The sequence below is a fragment of the Planctomycetota bacterium genome (assembly GCA_039182125.1).
Classification (GTDB): Bacteria; Planctomycetota; Phycisphaerae; order Tepidisphaerales; family Tepidisphaeraceae; genus JBCDCH01.
This window is the reverse complement of record JBCDCH010000016.1, coordinates 1-20295: the sequence shown is the minus strand read 5'-3', so window position 1 is coordinate 20295 and position 20295 is coordinate 1. Positions and strand designations below refer to the sequence as shown.

Below are 20295 nucleotides of genomic sequence, written 5' to 3'. Positions count from 1 at the left end.
TTTGGCTGGTGTTGGTAAATCTTGCGTTCTGGGCCATTTGGGCGGGTTGTCCGCGAGGAATCCGCCGACAACTGACCCAAACAGGCCGACGAAACTTGGCAAAGTCGCGTATATCGGACTTCGACATTTCAGAGCGATTTGCACATTTCGACTCAAAGAGCGCATCAAAAAAGCACCACCGAGTCCGGTCGGACTCGGCGGTGCCGTTCGTGAAACCAGCGGGTTAAAGCTACCCGGCGAAGATGCGGGACGCGATCGAACTTCTGCCGCCGGACCTGCCCGCGAACAGACTTTCGGGGTCGTCGATGTTCCGCAGGCTGTTGCCCGAAACGGTGATCGTGAGGTACTCGACGGCGTCGGAGAAGCTCCGGCCGCTTTGCTCGCCGCCACCGATGACGTAGATCCGACCGCCGGCCACGATCGGCGACATGCCGTGGCGTGGGGTGATCATCGACGGGCCGGTGGTCCACGTGTCGGTGAGCGTGTCGTAGATGTCGACACGGTCGTAGACGTTGTCGGACGTCGCCCCGCCGCCGGTCTGGGTCTCGCCGCCGATGACGTAGAACTTCCCGCCGATGAACGGTGCCGAGACGATGCCACCGCGCGCCTGGGGCAACGCCGCCGGGCCGCCGGGATTGCTGCTGGTGATCCAGGTGTCGGTCGCCGGGTCGTAGATCTGCACGGTGTCGAAGCCGTTGGAAACCGCATCGCCGCCGGAGCGCCCGCCGAAGACGAAAAGGCTGCTGCCGTTGGTCCCGGTGGCGGCGGAGTCCGCGGCCAACGGCATCTCGGCCAGCCCCGTCGTCCAGACATGCGTGACCGGATCGAACACGCTGACCAGACCGTGCGTCTGCACCCCGCTGCCGAAGCCGACGTTGGTCAGACCGCCGGCGACGTAGAGCTTGCCGCCGATGACCGCGGTGTTGGCCGCGAAGCTGCCGTAGGGCATCGCGGTGTCGAGGCTCCACGTATTGGTCGCCGGGTCGAAGACTTGCACGTAGTCGAGCGCTTCCTTGTTCGACGAAGGCCCGACGACGCCGCCGATGACGTAGAGCTTGCCGTCGATGGCGTGGGCGATCTGGTCCTTGGCCGGGTGTGGCCGGGCCGGCAGTGAGGTCCACGCACCGGTGTTGGTGTCGAGCGCGAAGGTCGTCGCATCACCGTCGCCGACGACGTAGATGGTGTCGCCGATGACCGCGTTGCCGACTTCGCCCAGCGCGGCCGGCAGGTCGTTCTCGACCGTCCAGAACGCGACACCGACGCCAGAGATCGACACCGACAACGAACCCGCCGACGTCGTCACCGTCAGCGAACCGCTGGCGTCACCGATGTCGTCGGGCGCGAAGGTCACGTCGACAGTCACCGACTCCCCGGCGCTGAGCGTCAACGAACCACCGATGGCCAGCACGTCGAAGTTGGTGCTGTAGCCGTTGGCGTCGGTGAAGAGGTCCGTGATCGTGATCGGGTCCGCGCCGGGACCGCCGGTGTGGGTCAGCGTGAGTTGCTGCGTCGACGAGCTGCCGATGTCGGTCGGGCCGAAGTTCAACAGCGACACGTCGGCCGCCAACTCTCCGCTGCCCGAGCCTTGGGTTGCATGGCCGAGGTGCGTTGCGGGGATGATCGTCTTCGGTTGGCCCGGGCCTTCGAACGAGAGCATCATCACCGAGCCGCCGAAGTTCTGGTAGTACTCGAGCCGCAGCTCGTGCCAGCCGGCGTCAAGGTTGATCGTCGCGACGTCGTAGGTGCCGGGATGGTTGGTCCAGTTATCGATGATCAGCTGGCCATCGATCCAGAGCCGCACGCCGTCGTCGGAGAACGTCTCGAACTCCCACGCGCCGGGCTGGTCGATGAGCACCGCGCCTTCCCAGCGGACCGAGTACTGCTTATCCGGCAAGACGCTGGTGTCGGGCGGGTGGAGGTTCCAGCCGATGAAGTCGATCGTCGGATCGATGCGTGTCTCGACCAGTTCGGTGAGGAAGCGCGTGTTGTAATACGAGCCGACCAGGCCGGGAGCGTAGTTGGTGCTGATCGCGGGCAGTTCGACGTCGAGCAGACCGCCGTTGCCGTCGTGGGTGACACGCAGCGTGGCGGCCGGCGTCTCGTCGGTGGTAGGCGTGAACGTCACCGGAATCGCCACACTCTGCCCGGCTTCGAGCACGAACGGCGCAGCGATGCCGAGGCTGTACGCCGAAGCGCCGACACCAAGGAGGTCAAGCGCCGACACGGTGATCGCCGGATCGCCCGGCCCGCCGAGGTTGGCCAGGATCACGTTCTGCGTCGACGAGCTGCCGGGCGCGACGTTGGTGAAGTCCGGCTCCGACTCCAACGCCAGCACCGACGGCTGAACCGGCAACACGTCGATGAAGTCATATGTCACCGGGAATGCCGGCGCTGCGGTGGCTTGCCCCGCGCCGCGGGTCGTCGAGATCACGCCGACCGCCAGACCCGCCGGGCCGGCGAACCAGCTCGTCGGGACGTTGGTCGTCGCAACCGTTTGCACCGCGCCGGTGATGCCGCTGATCGTTGCGGCGAAGGACAGGATCGCCGCACCGGTCGCGGCGTCCATGCGGATGTACAGGTCGATCGCCTGCACGTTCGTCCCCGCGCCCATCGGCAACGACACGCTGCCGAGCAACTGCGGCGAGCCGGCAATTTCGAGGTAAGCCCGCAGCTCCCCGCCGTTGTTGCCGGCGGTGACGATCGAGAGGTAGTTGTCCTGATCGCCGGTGCCGATCTGCATGCCGGCTTCCTGACCGGCTTGCGGCGTGATCCCGCTGAACGGATTCTGGATCTTCGTGTGGGCGTAGAAAGATCCGGTCGCGCTGGTGACGGCGGTGCCGAACTGCAGCGCCTGCTCCTGATCGTTGTTGCTCCCCCACGCGGTGCCGGCGGTGACGTTGTCGAAGGTCATCACCCCCGCCGCCCCGCCGGCGGTCATCTGATCCGGGAAGAACAAATCGCGGTAGTTGTCGAGGCCGTTGGTCATCAGCCCGGTCCAGCCGAGCTCGAGCAGACCGCCGGGGTTGTCCAGGCCTTCGTTCTCCCAGCCGTACCGGACCGGCAACGGCGTTGACGCACCGTCGTCCGGGTCGATCGCGAACGGATCATCCTCATCGGGAGTCGTGTCGTTATCGTCGTCGATGTCGTTGAGGTCGGACGTGAAGTCGCCGTCGAAGTCGGGCGGGATGTCGCCGGCGCTGAGCGGGTTGGTGCCGTTGTCGATTTCGTCGGCGTTGTTGTAGCCGTCGTTGTCTTCGTCGAGGTTCGGGTCGTACGCACCGGTGCCGCCGGTACCCGAGCCGTCGAAGTCGTTGGGCTCGAAGACGACGATCTGATCGTTGAGATATTCGGCGACCCAGATGGTGCCGGGGAACTCGCCGGACACGCCTTGCGTGGTGACGTCCAACGGCACGATGCCGACGTTCTGGAACAGCGGCGCTGGCGTGCCATCGAGCTGGCCGTCGGGACTCAGCGGGATGTGCCAGACCGTGTTGTCGAACGCGACGGCCAACAGGTCGCCGTCGAGCGCGCCACCGAAGTTGTTGCCGGTGTACTCGGTCAGGCCGTTGGTGCTCGCGGGGTTCTCCCAGAGCGAGCCGTTCTGGCCGGACGGGAGGAAGTGTCCCTCGACCGGATTCTCGAAACCGGCCGGCACCGGCGACTGCGGGTTGCTGTCGTTGAAGGTGTTGGCGCGGTTGGCGCGGGTCGGGTTGGCGTGGCCGCCGTAGTAGCCCTCGCCGGTGATCAGGTGCAAACCGTCCTGCCAGGTCTGGCCGGGTTCGGACTGAGCGTTGGTCGCGTCGCCGGCGGTGGCGGCGGTGGTGATGTTGCCGTTGGAGTCCAGCGGCGCCGCACCCCAGTCGGCGTTCGCACCGTTGTCGACGACGTACAGGTTGCCGTTGCGGGTCAGCACCAAGTCGTACGGGTTGCGGAAGCCGGGGGCGTAGACCTGCACCGGGCCGCCGGGGACGATGACGGCTTGGTTCTTGCCTTCGTTGCCGCCGAACGGGTCGTGCTCGTCGTTGACGCCGGGGCGGTCTTCGTCGTCGAGCGTCGGCAGGTTGTACGTCGTCTCACCGATGGCGGTGAGGTCGATCCGCAGCACTGCGGCCGAAAGCGCGAACTCCGGCAGCAGTTCGAAGTTGGCCGACGGCGCGCCGGCGTTGGTGTTGCCGCCGTAGCCGATGTAGAGCGCGTTCTCGGCCTGGCTGAAGACGAGACCGTTGCCGGTGTGATTCTCCTTCGACCGCGGCAAGCCGTTGACGAGGTCGAGCTTGACCCACTCCGTGCCGGTCCAGGTCAGGCGTGAGAGCACGCCGGAGTTGGTGTCGATGTCGGTCAGCGACGCGCCGGGCCCACCGCCGATGCGCGGATCGGAGCTCACGACGTAGATCACCGGGTTGGCCTCGGTGCCGGTGACGACGATGCCGGTGACGAGACGGTTCTTGATGCTCGGGTTGAGCTCGCCGTCGTCGTTTCGGTTGGGCATGTCCTTCACGAGGTTGATGTCGTGAACGAGCGTGCTGGAGTAGTCGTTGGGCCCGTTGCGGGTGATGGAGTACGCCTTGATGTTGCCGCTCTGCTGGGCGACGTAGACGTTGCCGTCCGGGCCGAACTGCAGCGAGGTCGGCGCGTCGAGGTCGACCCCGGCGACGGTGCTCTTGCCGAAGCCGACGGGCACGATGTTCTCGACGACATTGACGGTGAGGTCGGCAAAGCTGGTGAGCTCGCCGTCGGTGGCGGTGAGGCGCAGCGTGTACAGGCCGACCTGGTCGAAGGTGACATCGGTGCCCGGGTCGGCCGGGTCGGAGAAGATGACATCGCCGGGGCCGCTGACCTTGGTCCAGGTGGACGTGAGCGCACCGTCGACGGGTCGGCCGTCGTCGCTGACACTTCCGCCGAGCGCGACCGGAACCGTGACCAGTGCGGCCGGCGCGGTCCCGGGGTTGACCGTCGGCGCTTCGTTCGGTGCCGACGCGTCGAAGCCCACGCCGCTGAGTGCGATGGTGTTGGTCGAGTCGCCGTCGTGCAGGACCGTGACCGTCCCCGCGACCGGCCCGTCGGCCAGCGGATTGAACGAAACGTTGATCGTCGTCGACGCCCCGGCCGGCAGCGTCACCGGCAGGATCGAGCCGGACGCGAACGCGGTGCTGCTGAACGAGAGCCCGTTGACGGTGATGTCCGGATCGCCGGCCTCGCCGAGGTTGGTCACGGTGAACGATGCCACGCCGGACTCACCGACATCGACCGTGCCGAAATCGAGCGCCGTCGGACTGACCGAAAGCTGGCCGGCCGTGTCGGCGCGGATGATCTCGATCGCCTTGATCGCGGGATTCTGGAAGACGTGGTCGAAGTCGATGTTCAGGATGCCGTCGCTGTCGACGTTGAACGTCTTAACCACGCCGGCGTTCGCACCGACCTCGGCGAAGATGTCGTAGTTGTCGAGCACAAGTTGGCCTTCGATCGACACGTCGAAGATGCGGCCGCCGACCGACGACTGGTTCGTGCTGATCTCCGCGAAGTAGAGCAACACGTCGTACTCGCCAGGCTCGACCGGGAAGCTCCACTGCATCTCCTCGCCGCTGCCCGGGTCCCAGCGTTCGCTGCGGAACAGCGCCTCGGGCGTCCCGGCGGGGATGCTCGGGTCGGACAGGTCGATCGGGTTGCCCTGGACGTAGTCGCTGCTGAACGCGGTGGAGAAGTTGGAGAACGGCGACGGGTCGGCATCGGTGTCGGGCTGCCAGTCGCCTCCCGCGGCTGCGATCAACGAGCCGCCGGCGTTGATGCGGTAGGTCGATGTGCCCGTCGGCGCGGCGACGCCGGTGCCGCTGAGCGAGACCGTGTCGGACAGGCCGCCGCGCTCGACGGTGAGCGTGGCGTTGGCCGCCGCGACGGTGGTCGGTGTGTAGGTGACGTTGATCGTGCGCGTCTCGCCCGAGAGCAGCGAGAACGGTGCGGCCGTGTCCAGCCCGAACAGCGCGGCACCCGGCCCCGTGGTCGGCAGCCCGGTGATCTGCAACGCCGACGCGCCATTGTTGGTTAGCGTCACCGGCAGCGACGCCGACTGTCCGACCTCCACATCGCCGAAGTCGAGATTGCTCGCACCCAGCACGAACGGATCGGACACGTCCGGCGTGCCGAGCACTTCCAACGCCATCACCATCGGCGTGCCCGCGACCAGGTCCCATTGCAGGTCCAATGACGCGTCAGTGACGACGACTTCGAACCGCTCGGCGACGAGCTTGAACCCACCGCCGGCCTCGACGAACGTGTCGTAGTCGTCGAGCCGAACCACGCCCTCGGCCGAGACGTCGAAGACACGCGCGCCCGGCGCGTTTTCCTGCTGGCCGATCTCCGCGAAGTACAGCACGACTTCGTAGGTGCCGGGCCCGGTCGGGAATGACCAGCGCATCGGCTCGCCGCCGAACTTGTCCCAGCGCTGCGACTGGCTCAAACCCTGGAACGTCGACGCAAGGTTGTCCGGCACCGACGGGTGCGTCAGGTCGACGCTGGCGGACGTGATGAACGAGTTGCTGAACGCTTCGTCGTCGTTGGTGTAGGGCGAGCCGCCTTCCTGCGGGTCGGCCTCCCAGTCGGGGCCGCCGGTCGGGTCGGCCACGTCTTCGAAGTAGCCGGCGTTGACGCGGTAAAGCACCTCGGCCGGCGGTGGCGGATCGGTCGCCAACCCTGACAGCGCCACGGCCGCGACGTTGCTGCCGTCGTGCGTGAACGTCACCTCCGCATCGAAGCTGCCGGCATCGGTCGGCGCGAACGTCACCGGCACCACCGCCGACTCACCCGCCGCAAGCACCAAGGGCGTCGTGAGATCAACCGAGTACGCCGCCGCCCCGCCGCCCGACAGCGTGGCCGCCGTGACCTCGATGTCCTGATCGCCAGGGCCGCCGAGGTTTTCGACGGTGATGTTCTGCGTGAGGGTTTGCCCTGCTTCGACCGAGCCGAAGTCGAGCTGCCCAGGGTCGGCCGAGAGTTGTCCGGCGGTGCTGAGCGGGATGACCTCGATGCCCTTGATCGCCGGGTTCTGGAAGACGTGGTCGAAGTCGATGTCGAGGTTCGCGTCGGACTGCACGGTGAAAGTGCGCACCAGCCCCGCGTTGGCACCGACCTCAGCGAAGACGTCGACGTCGTCGACGACGGTCTGTCCTTCGATCGCCACGTCGAAGAGCCGACCGCCGACCGACATTTGGTTGTTGCTGATCTCGGCGAAGTAGAGCCGCACGACGTAGTCGCCCGGATCGACGGGGATGTCCCACTCCATCTCCGCGGCATTGCCCGGGTCCCACCGTTCGGATTGGAAGATACGCGGATCGGTGCCGGCAGGGATGCTCGGGTCGGAGAGATCGATCGCCGCACCGGTGGTGAATGCCTGACTTTGTGCGACAAAGGCGTTGGATTCGGGCGCGGGGGCGGCGGCCGTGTCGGCCTGCCAGACTTGGCCGAGCGCGTCGGTGAAACCATCGCCGCCAGCGTTGACGCGATAGGTCGCCGCGAGCAACCGGCGGGCTTCGAGCTGTTCAACGACCGAGCGACCGGCGCTGATGAGGGGTTCGGCGAGTGTTGCGGCGGGCGATTGGGCGCCGGGCCGACGATGGGTGCGAGTTCGATCCGTCATGACGTACTTCTTTCGGGTTGATGACGACCCCGTAACGACGAGTGGTTGTTCCAAAAAGGTTCAGTGCGTGTCGGCCGGCTCGAGGGATTCGTTGATTCCCAGGCCCCGGCGGACGCCGTTGCTCTCGCCCACCCCGTCACGGCGGGACACGGACACGGCGTAGCTGGCGTTGGCCGAAGCAGACGCAACGCGGTTGTAGACAATGCCCGCCAAAGGCGCACCGATGTCGGACAGCTCTTCGATGGCAAGCTTCGCCGGCGTGACCTGGCCACCGTGCATCACGACCAGCACGGTCTGGTCCGCTTGTGCCGCAAGAAGTAACGCATCGGGCGCACCGAGCAGCGGACCCGTGTCGATGATGGTCACGTCGAACTGCGCTCGCGCCTCGGCCAGAATACGAGCCGCCGCTGATGGCGTGAAGCGCGGCAAAGCGCCACGCGACGTGCCGTCGGCTTCGATGTCCGTTCGCGGCAACAGTTCCAACTCACGCTGACGGCTCCGCCGGACATGGGCCGCGAGCGGACCGCCGTCGAGCACGGCCTCCAGACCGCCGGGCGTGGACTGGATTCGTAACGCACGGTCCACGTCACTGTGGCTGACCAGTCCGGTGTCGATCAGGTGCTCACCGATCCGCTTGCCGGCGCGGCCCGCATCACGGACTGCCGCGTGCATGTCGAGATCATCCAGACGATTGTTGCCCTTGAGAATTTGTCCCAGCGGCTGACGGTTCATGTGCAAGCGACGGCTGAGCGTGCCGCACTCGATGTCGCCGTCGACGAGCAGCGTCCGGCGCCCCGTCGCGGCAAACCGCCCCGCCAACCCCGACGCGATGCTCGTCTTGCCGTCACCCGGGAGCGGGCTCACGACGACGATCACGCGACCGCCTTCGATTTGGCTCGCGCCAAGATCGAGCTTGGTCCGTACGCGATGCAGTGCGCGGTCCAGCGCTGCCAACTCGTCGGCGTTCGCCTGCTTGTTTACCAACGGCACCGACCCGAGCACCGGCACGCCCGCCGCCGCCGTTGACGAACTGAGCAGCCGCGGCCGGACAAGACCGAGCAACGCAACCACGCCGACGCCCAGCCCCATCCCGCCGACGCCCGCAACGGCCGCCATCGAACGCCGCTTGTCGACCTTCGGACTGAACGGCTCGTCGGCCACTTCCAGAATCTCGATCCGCTCGGTGTCCGGCCGCTCGGTAATCAGCTGGTCCTTGCGAACTTCCACCTGGGCGAGTTGTTCCTTGAGAATTTTCACCCGACCACGCGTGGACTCGACAACCCGCAGCGCTTCGGTCAACTCGGTGAGCTTGGCCTGCTGATCGGCGCGGGTGTTGAGCATCGCCTCGCGTTGTCGCTGGAGCGTTTCAAGGTCTCCGCCCATGAGTGCGGTTGCCGTGGTGGCGCGATTGATCTGGTTCCACGCGGCGATGCGCTTCTCGATCGAACGTTCGAGTTGCACCACGGCCTGCTCGGCCTTGAGGTAAGTCGGGTGCCGCACGCCGAACCGGCTCTCGGCGTCGACCTGCGCCTGCTTGAGTTCGTCGAGCCGCCAGAGCATCTGTGAAAGCTGACCGTCCTGCAGCGCAAGTTGATCCCGCGACACTTCCGAATCGGGCTCGGCATCACCCGGTCGGGTGTTGGCGATGAGCCGGTCGATCGCTTCGATCTGCTCGTCGAGTTCGTCGATGCGAATCGAAGTGCTGTGCTGGGCGTAGTTGAGATCGCCGCTGCCGGCCTTGGTGATGGCGTGCGCGAGTTTGGCCTCGGCCTCGGCAAGCGCGTCGTTGAGTTCGACAGCGCGCTCGTCGAGTCTTTGGAGCGTTTCCTGTTGCTCGGTCTCGCGTTCATCGTGGTACACACGAACGTAAGCCTCGGTGATCGCGTTGACCGCCGCGGCGGGCACCTTGGCCTCGGCGTGGGTGTAGCGCACGTTGAGCAGTTCCGAACGACGCGGGTGATCGACATGAAGCCCGCCGGCCAACGCCATCGCGACGGCGTCGGGATCATCGCCCGCCTGCGGAAACAGTTGGGCGATGCCTTCGGCCTTGGCCGCTTCACGCAACACGCGCGACCCGCCGATGAGCGTGACCTGCAGGTCCATGTACGAGTTGAAGTTCGGCATGATCTGCGTGCCGTCCGATTCGTACACCACCCGCTCGAGTGCCGGACGGATGCGTAGTGAACCGACGGACTCGTACTCGATCGGCGTGCCGAAGAACGCCGCCGCGGCACCGGCCACACCCAGCACGAGGCCCAGCGTGATCGCGAACGGGTACCGGCCGCGAAGCAGACCGTGCAGCCGTGCCATCGGCGACGGCGGCAACGGTTGCGCCATCGCCGGTGTGGTCGGCGTGTGTGCGGAAGCCGTCTGCATCGACCGGCGCTGGATCGGTGCCGAAGACGGCGAACGTTGGACGGAAGGCAAATTGGTCATGAATCAACGCACTTTCTGAACGGGACGGGAGCAAACGGGCAAAACGGATTCGGGCGGACGTGAACGCCAGAACTTCGGCAGACGCTTCTTGCGACGGCCCGGCGGCACGTCGGCGATGAACGACGCAATGCCGCTCACCAACGGGTGTTCGATCGACAGTCCTTCGGTGGTACCGACGAATCGCGGCGTCCACGTCGCCGGATCGGACAGCTTTTCGTATAGGGCGTCTTCGTCGGCGGCAACGTGGGCGAGTCCCTGCTGATCAATGACGCGGGCGCTGCCGCGTTGGTGTTCGTTGCGGTGTTCGCCCAACATCGCCGAGCGCGGCATGACGATGATCGGCGTGCGCGACTCGAGGGCGGTTATCAGCGACCCCATCCCCGCGTGGGCGACGATGAGGTCGGCCCGCCGGGCGAGCCGATCGACGGCTCGCGCGTCGAGGAAAGGCCGGCAGCGCAACGCGCCGAACTCGGCATCGGTGTCGTGGGTCTGCGCAACGATCCGCGCCGCCCGATGATCGAGTGCCCACCGGTCAACGGCGCGGAGCATGCGGTCGAACGGAAACTGCGTGCCGACCGTCGCGAGGATCAGCGGACTGGGCGAGACGTCGTGGTGCGTGAGTTGTTCGATCAGCGCGCCGCGCTCGGCGTCGCTGAACGGCAAGCCCACTTTCAGCGGATCAGCGGCGACCGGTCTTGGTGCCATTCGTGTCATAAGAGCATTCCCATGTAGTGCGGCCCCTCCGAACGGGCCAAGTGTTCCCATTGCGTGATCCAAAGATCGGCGTACGGCCCGGCGCGTCTGCCCGAGAGCGAGAGCTTGTCGACGTTGGCCATCGAGTCGATCCACACCGTGCGCGAGCCGAACCAACGACCGATCCGCAGCGCGATCAACCCTGGCGCGGCGCCGGTGGTGATGACCACGTCCGGGCGAATCCTGAGGATGAGCCAGCCGATCCGCACCATCGCCCAAGCGCACTTGAACAAGCAGGTGCGGTTGGCCTCGGGAACGAGGTGGAACCGGTGGGCCGGCAGCTGATCCCGCAAGGACGCCAGCGTCGTGGCGGCATGGAGTTCGATCGGGCGGTGCTGGTCATTGCCGGCAAATCGGGCGAACGCCGACGGATCATCGACGATCGGCCGCACGATCCGGCAGAGCTGTTGCCAATGCCCCCCGCCGCTGGCGGCGACCAGGACGCGGATCGGGCGCGGGTTGTTCTTGATTGCTTCCGACATCGCAAATTCTCAGGCGACCCGCGTGAACTCCCCGCGGCGATTCCAGACTTCCCACCACACGTCGAACGACCGCCGCGACTTGCCCGGCCGCATTGCCCGCAGCAACCCGTGCGCCCCGGCACGAGTACCGGCCCATGCCACAAGTGCGGCGATACCGAACAGCCGCGTCGGCGGCGACCAGTGCCGACGCACGAGCTGCGCCTTGGCACGAAAGAGCCGAACGAGTTTGTCGGCACGGACCGTGTCGCTCGCCCCGCCGTGGTGGACCAGCCTTGCGTCGGGACAGATCACCGACGCCACGTCGAGCTTTCCGGCCCGCAGGCACAGATCGGTGTCCTCGCCGTACATGAAAAAGTCCGCGTCGAACCCGCCGAGCGTCCGCCACACATCGGCGTCGATGAGCAGGAAGCAGCCGGTGATCGCATCGACGACGCGGCGGCTGTCACGTTCCCATTTGCCGAGTCCTTCCGGGTGGAACAACGCCGACCGACGCATGAGCGAGGCCAGCCCGGTGCCGAGGCAGAACATGCTCCATGGCGTGGGGGCGCCGTGGCACGAGTTGGGATTCAGCCGGCCGTCATCGAAGAACGTTCGGCCGCCAACGATCGCGGGGTTGGGATCCTTATCCGCTAACGCGACGACCGCCGACACCGCGTCGTTGAGCAGGCGTGTGTCGGAATTGAGCAACAACAGCCGGCGTCCGGTCGCCACCTCGGCGGCGATGTTGTTCGCGACGGCGAAGCCGACGTTCGTCTCCGAACGGATCAGCCGGGCTTGCGGGTATGTCGCTTCGATCGCGTCGGCGGAGCCGTCGGCCGACGCGTTGTCGACAACGATGACCTCGAAACTCACGCCGCGCGTCTGCTCGTAGACCGAGTCGAGACACTCGAGCGTGAGCTGTTTCGTGTTGAACGAAACGATCAGGATGGACACGTCGGGTGTGTTCATGTGACGGCCTCCATGCGGGTGCTCTCGTCACGCTCCCAGGCTTGGTGATCGCCGAAGTGCCAGCGCCGCGCCGCCAGCAACCGCGCGGCGATGCGCACGGTCAGGTAAGCGGCGATGTCGGGCCAACGACGGGCCGAACGCGCGAGCCGCATCAACGCCTGCCGTTGCCCCGGCTCCCGACCCGCACCGGCATGCGTCTCCGCGTAGCGTGCCGCCACTTCGCGGTTGCCGAAGTGTGCCCGTGCCTTGATCTGGATCAGCGCCCAGAACGTGCGCGGCACCTCGACCACGAACGTCGCCGACCGCAACGTCTCACGCTCGGCCGGCGGAAACGTGAGCCGAACGAACGCGTCGTCGGCCGTAATCCGCGGGAATGTGTCGAACCGACGCCGCCCCTCGGCACTGAGCCCATACACGCCCGAACCGATCAGATTTCGGCAGTACGGCAAACCCGACCAGACCCGGTAGAACGCACGCACCGCCCAGGGCCGACCCGTGCAATCGAAACGCACCGACGGGGCCATCACCGGTGCGACTTCGTCGTGCAGCGCCTCGGCCAACGCCCGCGCGTCGGCCCACGGCAACCGGACGTCGGCGTCAACGTAAAGGCGTGGCAGGTGGCTCGCCGCCGCATCGCCGAGGTTCAAGGCCAACACCTTGCCGGCCGAGGTCGTTTCGACCACGCGGACGTTCGCACCGGTGTCCCGTGCAAAGCGTCGCACGATGGCGGCCGTGTCGTCGGAGCAGCCGTTGCACGCGACGATGACCTCCATGTCGTCGGCCCGATCGATGCGATTGCCGTCGGCGTCGAGGCATAGCACGCGCAGGCACCGACCGATGACGGCCGCCTCGTTGTGGGCGGGGATGATGACGCTGAACCGAGTCATGTGGCCCACCTCGGGTAGAGGCCCGAATCGAAGCCGACCGATCGCGTGGCGATCTTGGCCGCGCGGGTCCGCCAACGTTTGCGGGGCACGCCACGAACCGCTCGCAAACCCTCGCCGAGCATCCGCGTCGGCAGCGAACGGTGGTCGGCCACCACGGGCCCCAACGGCGCGAGCCACGACGCGAGTTGCGGCCAATCGGCTTCGAGCAGATCGAGCAGCCGCGGCCAATGCGCGGCGTGCATCGCCTTGTGATAGTGAAGCATCGTCACCGCGTCGGCCGGCACACGGCCGGACGCCGTGTAGCAACCGTCGGCATCGCGCAAGGCGTAGTTGGCCGACTCGTCGAGGAGCGTGAGCTTGAGCCCGAGGCGGTGCAAGGTCAGTCCGAAGCACGCCTGCTCCAGCCAATGCTCTCCGAACCGACCGAAGCCGACGTGGGCGTCGAGAAGTTTGATGCAATCCCCTAGCCAGGCGTTGGCGAGTTGGGTCTCGCGGCGGTAGCTGAACACGCCGGTGTTGAGATAGAGGCAGATGTCAGGCCCGCCGTCACACCGAGGGATCATCGGCAATTCGTTGACGTCGACGCCGAGCACCTCACACGCTTGCCGCCAGGCCGGGTGATACGGGTCGCCCTCCCGGCTCGAACCGACCACCCCATCATCCGGACAACACGCCGCCACGTCCGCCCCTTCCCGCAGGAGCAGCCCGCCGCCCTCGCGACACATCAGCGTGTCGCTGTCGAGGAACGTGAGTTGATCGGTCTTGAGCGTCCGCTCCAGCGTGGCGAGGCCGACGACTTTGTTGAGCAGGTGATACCAGCCGTACCGGCGGTACGTACCGCACTGGACGACGTCGACGTCCAACTCGTCGAGCATCCGACGGGTACGCCCGGACAATGGCAACCCCAGTCGCGGGATCACGGCGACGGCCGGCGCGTTGGCGAGCGTCCCGCCGTGTCGGCGCACACTTTGAAACAATCGCAGCGTGTTCGCTTCGAGCGGGCCGGCTTCGATGCAGGCGATGAGGGTGGTGTCGTGTTGCATTCGCTTTCCCTGGTCTGACTCGTGGTTACGCGGTGGTCGGCAGGACCGGCTGCGTGGGCGTGGGTGGATCGACGGGTTCGGCAAACACCCGTCGATACCGGCGGCGCCGCACCGCGCGGCTGTACCGCAGGGCCGTCCCGATCAAGCCCATACGCCGGCCCGCATCGACCGGCCCCATCGGCACCAGCCACTCGGCGATCTCCGGGTGCTGCTCGCTGATGACCGCCGCGAAACGATCCCACTTCGAACGATGCTGCCACTTGTGGTAGTGCAACAACGCCGCATCGGCCTGCGCGGCGTGGCGGTCGGCCGGCCAGTCGGTGCCGAAACAAAAGTTCGCCGACATTGGCAACGCGCCGACGCGCAGACCGAGCTTCGTCGCCAGCGGCGCGAGCACCGCCTGGTCGGTGAACCACTCGCCCCACCCGGCAAAGCCGACCCGAGCCGCAAGCACCGCATCAACCGCCTCACGCCACGCCTGTGAGAACCGCAACGCCGTGCGGCAGGTGATGACGCCGGAGTTGTAGTAGGTGCGGATCGCCTGGGTACCGTCCTCGGGTTCGACGAAACCGAGCGAATCGAACTCGACGCCAAGCACCTCGCAGAGCCGACGCCAAGTGTGATCGTGCGGATGGCCCGACCCGGCCGAGCCGATCATGCCGTCGTCCGGGGCGCACATGCGGATGTCCTCGCCATCGCCGAGCAGAATTTCCCTCGGCTCTCGGCAGAACAGGATGTCCGTGTCGACCAGTGTCACCGTCGGCGTCGCCGCGTAACGCTCCACCGTCTGAAGTGCGACGAGTTTGTTGTAAGTGTCGTACCAATCCCACCGGCCGATTCGCGGTCGATCGATCAATGTGACCGATTCCGCAGCCAACTGCTCGGTCGTCGACTTCAACAACGGCGCGCCCGCCCGGGGCCGAACCATCACCAACGGCAGGTCGGCCAACGCGCCGCCGTGCCGACGCAGGCTTCGCGCTAGACGGACCGCCTGCTGTTCCAACGGCCCCGCTTCGACGCACGACACCACCGTCGTCGGCGCGTCCGTCCGGCCAAGCGCCCCGGTCGTCGCACCGTGCCGGCGCTCTTGCCGCCGTGCCGACTTGCGATAACGACGACGCTGCAACGCGCGGGCCGCTTTGCGTGTCCTGCTCGACATCCCAGCGGAAGGCGTGGGCGTCTGAGTCGAAAGCCAGTCGGCCACGTCGCCGCGTCCGATCTCTCGCATCACCGGCAGCAACGGCGACGACGCCGGCTCGTTGAGCAGGTCGTGGTAATGCAACAACCGCGCCGTCCGCAGACGTTCGGGCAGGAAACTGTCGGGGGCATGGCCGAACGCACAGCAGTTGTCGCCCTCGCCCAGCAACCGCCAACGCAGTCCGTCGCGGATCACCAGCAGACCCAACGACGATTGCTCGAGCCATTGCTCACCACTGCGGCCGAAGCTGAGCTTCGCGTCGAGCATCGCACGGACCAACGTGCCCCACTTGCGGCCCAACTCGAACCGGGCCCTGTACGCGAACACGCCGGTGTTGATGTAAAAACGAATCGGCGTGTCGCCGGCCCAGTGTCGAATCATCGGGAGGTCGGCCAAGTCGATCCCTGCGAGATGACAAGCGGTTGCCCAACGTGCGTCGGCGGGATGGTCCGGGCCGTGGCTGCCGATGATCCCCTCGTCCGGGGCGGCCGCGGTGAAGTCGATGTCGTCGGGCAGCGGGATGCCCGCCGGGGACGACATCGGCAGCACGTCGGCGTCGAGGAACACGATCTGCTCCACACCGGGAAGCTGCTCGGCATGTTCGAGCGCGACCATCTTGTTGGTGAACTGGTACCAGGCGTTTCCGCCGTCGGCCGGCGAGCGTGGCAGGTCGACGAATGTCGCGTCGACCTCGCCGAGCGCGGCGATCGTCTCACGCCGGAGCGGGCTGCCCTTGCGACACTTCGCGGCGAGCAAACGGGCACCGCCGAGTTCGCCGCCCCACTTGCGCAGTGCCGCGAACAGCCGCACGGTCTTGGCCTCGAGTGAGCCGGACTCGATGCAGCTCACGACGACGATGTCATGACGTTTTGCGCCGTTGCGTTGTCTCATGCGAACACCTCCGTCAGTTCGGTGGACATCGACCGCAGGACCGCGGCGAGTTCCGTGCCGGCGTTGAACCAGTTCCACCGATGCCCCGTTCGTGTGCTCTCGGCAATGAGCGCGTCAGCAGTGTCGGGCTGATTGATCAACATCCGCAGGTGCGCCGTGAGTGCGTCGACGTCACCGACCGGATGCACCAAGCCGTGAACTTCGTGGTCACACCGCGCCCCCGCCGCCTCGGAAACCACCAGCCCGCAACCCGCCGCCCGCGCTTCGTAGGTCACGATCGCGCTGCCCTCCTCGATGCTCGGCAACACCAGAAAGTCCGTGCGGCCCAGCACCACCGCGACGTCGTTCTGATGGCCGAGGTACTTCACGCCCGGTTGGGTGAGCAGGTCACCCAGGGCTTGCTCGTACCCCGGCAGCATCCCGCCGACGATGGTGAACGTCGCACCGCGCTTGTCTTCGATCGCCCGCCAAGCACGGAGGGCGAAGTGCAAACCCTTACGCGGCTCGGCGCTGCCGATGAACGCGAAACGCATCGATTCGCCCCGTGGTTCGCGGTGTTTGGGCAAACGCTCGGGGTCGTAGCCGTAGCTGGTGAGTGCGAGGCGTTCGGGGGTGAACCCGCGATCGAGAAACGTCTTGCGAACAAACGGCGACGGGCAGGCAATCCGATCGGCGGCGGCGAACTCGGCCTCTTCCTGTTCGAGCCGGACCGGGTCGGCGGTGTGGCTGTGCCCGGCCGGCGACGACATGCCCAGTCGGTCGTACTCCGACGCGACGGCCTCGAACGCATACGCCGTGTGGGCGTTGGGCCGTTCGAGCAACGAAGCCGCGCCGAGGTCACGGGCGACCTGCATCGTGTGCAACGCACCGCCGGGCCAGGCGTGAACGACCACGGCATGTCGACGACTGATCTGCCGCAACACTCCCGCCGCGATCTGATCATGACGCTGCAAAGCACGCGGCCCGAGCAATCGGTACGACAGCTTCACATGCCCGATGAGCCCGCCCGCCAGTCGCAACTTCATCGTCTGCCGCAAGGACGCGAGCCCCTTGACCGGCCGCTCCAGCGAACCGCAAACCAGATGCACCGCAAAGCCCTGCCGCACGAGCTGCGATACTTGACACCATGCGGTGTGGCCGATCCCCGGAACGCCGAGCCGACGCGGGAAGCTGAACAGGACGTGCTGCTTCACTGGGCACGAACCCCTTCCCAAACCGGCCGGATCAGACCGACGGGCAACGCCGGCCTCGGCTCGGCAACCGTTTGTGTGATGTCGCCGACTCGGCACGCCGCCGCCGCCGCAAGGGCGAAATGCCACATAAGCTGCGTCTGGCCGAAGTACGTGATGGCCATGTAGTTGAGCGTGTGCATCGCGAGCATCGCCGCGACGCCCCAAACGATGATCGACTCGCGCCGAGAGGCCGGGTCCGAACGGTTTTCCTGCCGCAAGCCCTCGCCGACATCGAAGAACGCGAACAGAATGATCGCACAGAACGTGAGGATCACCACGATCCCGCCGTGCAGGCCTTGGACGACGTAGAGGTTGGTCACGTCGATGAGGTAGCCGTCCCAGTGGAGCGTGCCCAAGTCCGAGCCGGCCCAGAACCACTCGTCGGCGTGCTTGACGAACTGATCGAACAGCACGTAGCGGTGCCAACCGGTCGAACCGCCGACGATGTTCATCCGGCCCATCAGATGCCAGACCGGCTTGTCCATCAGGAAGTGCAGGCTGATCAGGCCTACCGGTAGCACGACCTTCGCCATCGGTGCGAAGTGCCGCCAGTAGAACGTGCATGCGAACACGAACCCGACGAACACCGCCATCACCGGCGTGCTGCTCGCGCAGAACACGACGATCATCACCGACGCAACCGCACCGAGGATCATCCAGTTCCGCAAGTGCGCCCGATGGAAGATCACCGGCACGATCACGCCCAACGCCGCCGCCCAGAAACAGCCGGCGAGGATCGGATGACTGAACGGTCCCTGCGCCCGCAGTCGGCCGTCGCGCCATGGCGTGTACTGCGGGACACCGCCCAGAAACGCGAACGGGTTCATGCCGTTTCGGTTCTCGATGAGCATGGCCACCACCGTCGGTAGCGCGAGCACGGCCAACGCGATCCCGGCCGTGAGCAGCGCCTTGCGGTCGGGCAGGATCATGCGCAACAGGAAGTAGCTGCCGAGTGCGTCGTAGGCGCTGCCGAGTTGCCGAACCACGCCGCCGGGCCGGTCGCTGTACGCCGCGGCGATGAGCGATACCAGGCACCACGCGATGAACGCCAAATCGAGCCGGCCCAGCCGCAACACGATCCCCGGCGTCCACATCGCCCGCGCCCAGCCCACGGCCAACATGATCCGCAGCACGTCGAAGTCGAACCCGCCGACCACGATCCGCTGGCCCGCCGGGATCAGACACGCCGCGAACAACGGCGCGAACATCCATCGCCTCGGCACCAACACCAGCAACGTCGCCAACACCAACGTCACCGCCGCCCCGACCGGGTGGAGGTTGTTGGTGTTCGACCACGATTGGTAAAAGACGTCGTCCATTTAGTGGGCTACAAGGCTGTTGCGGGCGGCACGGCCACGCAGACGCTGGCGGAGGAACTCCGGCATCAACGCGTAGGCGAGGGCTTTCTGGTAATGGGCATCCACCGGTGCGAGCAGGCTGCACCGCAAAGCCGACCAGATCGCCGACCCGCGCAGCCCGCGATCCCGTTGCTCGTGGACTGATTCGATGAAGTGGCCGGCGAGGTTGTTGTCCTTGTTCCGACGTTTGCCAGTCTTGCCGACGTTGCGGGCCTCACCCCCGAGCGCTTCGGGATCGACACCGCGTCTGGCACAAGCACGACGAAAGATCGTGTCGAGTTCGTGCATCCGCCGCTTGGGATCGGTCTGCGTCAAGCTGCTCACATGCACGCGATACCCGTAGAGCGGTTCGCCGACGACCCGCATCGGATAACGTTCGCCGAGCCGGGTGATGTAGTCCACCGCGTGAGCGATGCGCAGGTCCGGGTCATAAGTCTCGCCGGCAATGAGCGATTTCCGCCACATGCCGGTCGGGTCGTGGGCGGGCATGTGGAATGCCTCGATATCGGTGGCGCAGGCCACCCGGTCCTTGGCCGGATAGCGCGGCGCGACCCGCCGGTCACCGATGAGCAGATAGTGCCCGCAGAAGGCCGCGACCAAGTCCGGCTCGTCACGCATCACCGCGGCCTGATTGGCGATCCGCGTCGGCTCGGCCAGATCATCGGCGTCCTGGAATGCGATCAACTCACCCCGACAGAGTGCGAGCCCCCGGTTGAGCGCGATCGGTCGGCCGGTGTTTTCCTGGCGGACGAGCCGGACGCGTTTATCGGACAGTTCCGGGGCGGTACCGATCGAGCCGTCGGTGCTGCCGTCGTCGATCACGACCACCTCGAAGTTCGGCCACGACTGCGACAGCACGCTCTGCAGCGCCGGGCTCAGGTAGTCGCCGGCGTTGTACGCGCACATCAGAATGGAAACCAGCGGCGTGTCAGGCATGGCTGAGTAACCTCGCTCGGGCCCGGCGAACCCGGCGACCGACGTTGTGTAACTTCCCGCGCCAACCGACGTGCCGACGCCAGTCCGGGTCGGCTTTCTGCACGTCCAGCGCGAGTTTCCTGGTGTAGGCGATCAGGTCGGCGACGCCGTGAACGCCGTGCGACTTCATCGAGAGGGACGGGCGTGCCGCGAAGTCGGCGTCGGTGCGGATGCCGGCGTTCTCGTCGCGCGGGTCGTCGAAGTTCCCCATCGCGATCACCGGCCAACGCCAACCGTGACGGAAGCCGAGCTTGCACAATCGCACGCAGTACGCGGGGAACGATTCGCCCTCATCGAGCAGCCCGGCCGCCTCGACGGCTTCCTGCTTCATCAGAAACCCCGTCCCGCCGACCCAGCAGTTGAGCATCACCCGCCCGTCGCCGACGGAGACGACCTTTCGGCCCGCGATGGCTTCGTCGATGTCCTCCACTCGGAACGGCCAACAGCCGACACACGCAAGCG

The 20295-nt window shown here is 66.5% G+C and carries 12 protein-coding genes; all 12 read right to left on the bottom strand.

All coding sequences use genetic code 11. The annotated features are described in order from the left end of the window. Positions 1-229: 229 nt before the first annotated feature. On the bottom strand, positions 230-7630 hold the full coding sequence (locus AAGD32_06010) for a malectin domain-containing carbohydrate-binding protein (GenBank protein ID MEM8873799.1): 7401 nt from the start codon (positions 7628-7630) through the stop codon (positions 230-232). 60 nt (positions 7631-7690) lie between these two features. Beyond that, the gene (locus AAGD32_06005; protein ID MEM8873798.1) at positions 7691-9967 is read right to left on the bottom strand and encodes a hypothetical protein; all 2277 of its coding nucleotides are present in this window, start codon (positions 9965-9967) and stop codon (positions 7691-7693) included. A 102-nt stretch (positions 9968-10069) separates the two neighbouring features. Further along, entirely contained in the window at positions 10070-10771 is a 702-nt protein-coding gene (locus AAGD32_06000) for a glycosyltransferase (GenBank protein MEM8873797.1), read from the bottom strand. Positions 10772-10776: 5 nt separating this feature from the next. Then, the gene (locus AAGD32_05995) at positions 10777-11301 is read right to left on the bottom strand and encodes a UDP-N-acetylglucosamine--LPS N-acetylglucosamine transferase (protein MEM8873796.1); all 525 of its coding nucleotides are present in this window, start codon (positions 11299-11301) and stop codon (positions 10777-10779) included. Between the two features lie 9 nt (positions 11302-11310). After that, entirely contained in the window at positions 11311-12249 is a 939-nt protein-coding gene (locus AAGD32_05990) for a glycosyltransferase family 2 protein (protein MEM8873795.1), read from the bottom strand. Further along, entirely contained in the window at positions 12246-13136 is an 891-nt protein-coding gene (locus AAGD32_05985) for a glycosyltransferase family 2 protein (protein MEM8873794.1), read from the bottom strand. The genes AAGD32_05990 and AAGD32_05985 overlap by 4 nt, the downstream gene beginning before the upstream one ends. Then, positions 13133-14179 (bottom strand): hypothetical protein, encoded by a 1047-nt coding sequence (locus AAGD32_05980; GenBank protein ID MEM8873793.1) that lies wholly within the window; start codon positions 14177-14179, stop codon positions 13133-13135. Before AAGD32_05980 ends, AAGD32_05985 begins: the two co-directional genes overlap by 4 nt. Before the next feature lie 25 nt (positions 14180-14204). Beyond that, a complete protein-coding gene (locus AAGD32_05975) occupies positions 14205-16268 on the bottom strand; it encodes a hypothetical protein (protein MEM8873792.1) in 2064 nt (687 codons plus the stop codon). Beyond that, complete coding sequence (locus AAGD32_05970) at positions 16265-17461, bottom strand: glycosyltransferase family 4 protein (protein ID MEM8873791.1); 1197 nt, start codon at positions 17459-17461, stop codon at positions 16265-16267. The genes AAGD32_05975 and AAGD32_05970 overlap by 4 nt, the downstream gene beginning before the upstream one ends. Further along, the gene (locus AAGD32_05965) at positions 17458-18819 is read right to left on the bottom strand and encodes a hypothetical protein (protein MEM8873790.1); all 1362 of its coding nucleotides are present in this window, start codon (positions 18817-18819) and stop codon (positions 17458-17460) included. Before AAGD32_05965 ends, AAGD32_05970 begins: the two co-directional genes overlap by 4 nt. Further along, complete coding sequence (locus tag AAGD32_05960; protein ID MEM8873789.1) at positions 18820-19794, bottom strand: glycosyltransferase family A protein; 975 nt, start codon at positions 19792-19794, stop codon at positions 18820-18822. After that, the coding region (locus AAGD32_05955; GenBank protein MEM8873788.1) for a hypothetical protein at positions 19787-20295 on the bottom strand (509 nt) is incomplete at its 5' end. The genes AAGD32_05960 and AAGD32_05955, both read right to left, overlap by 8 nt.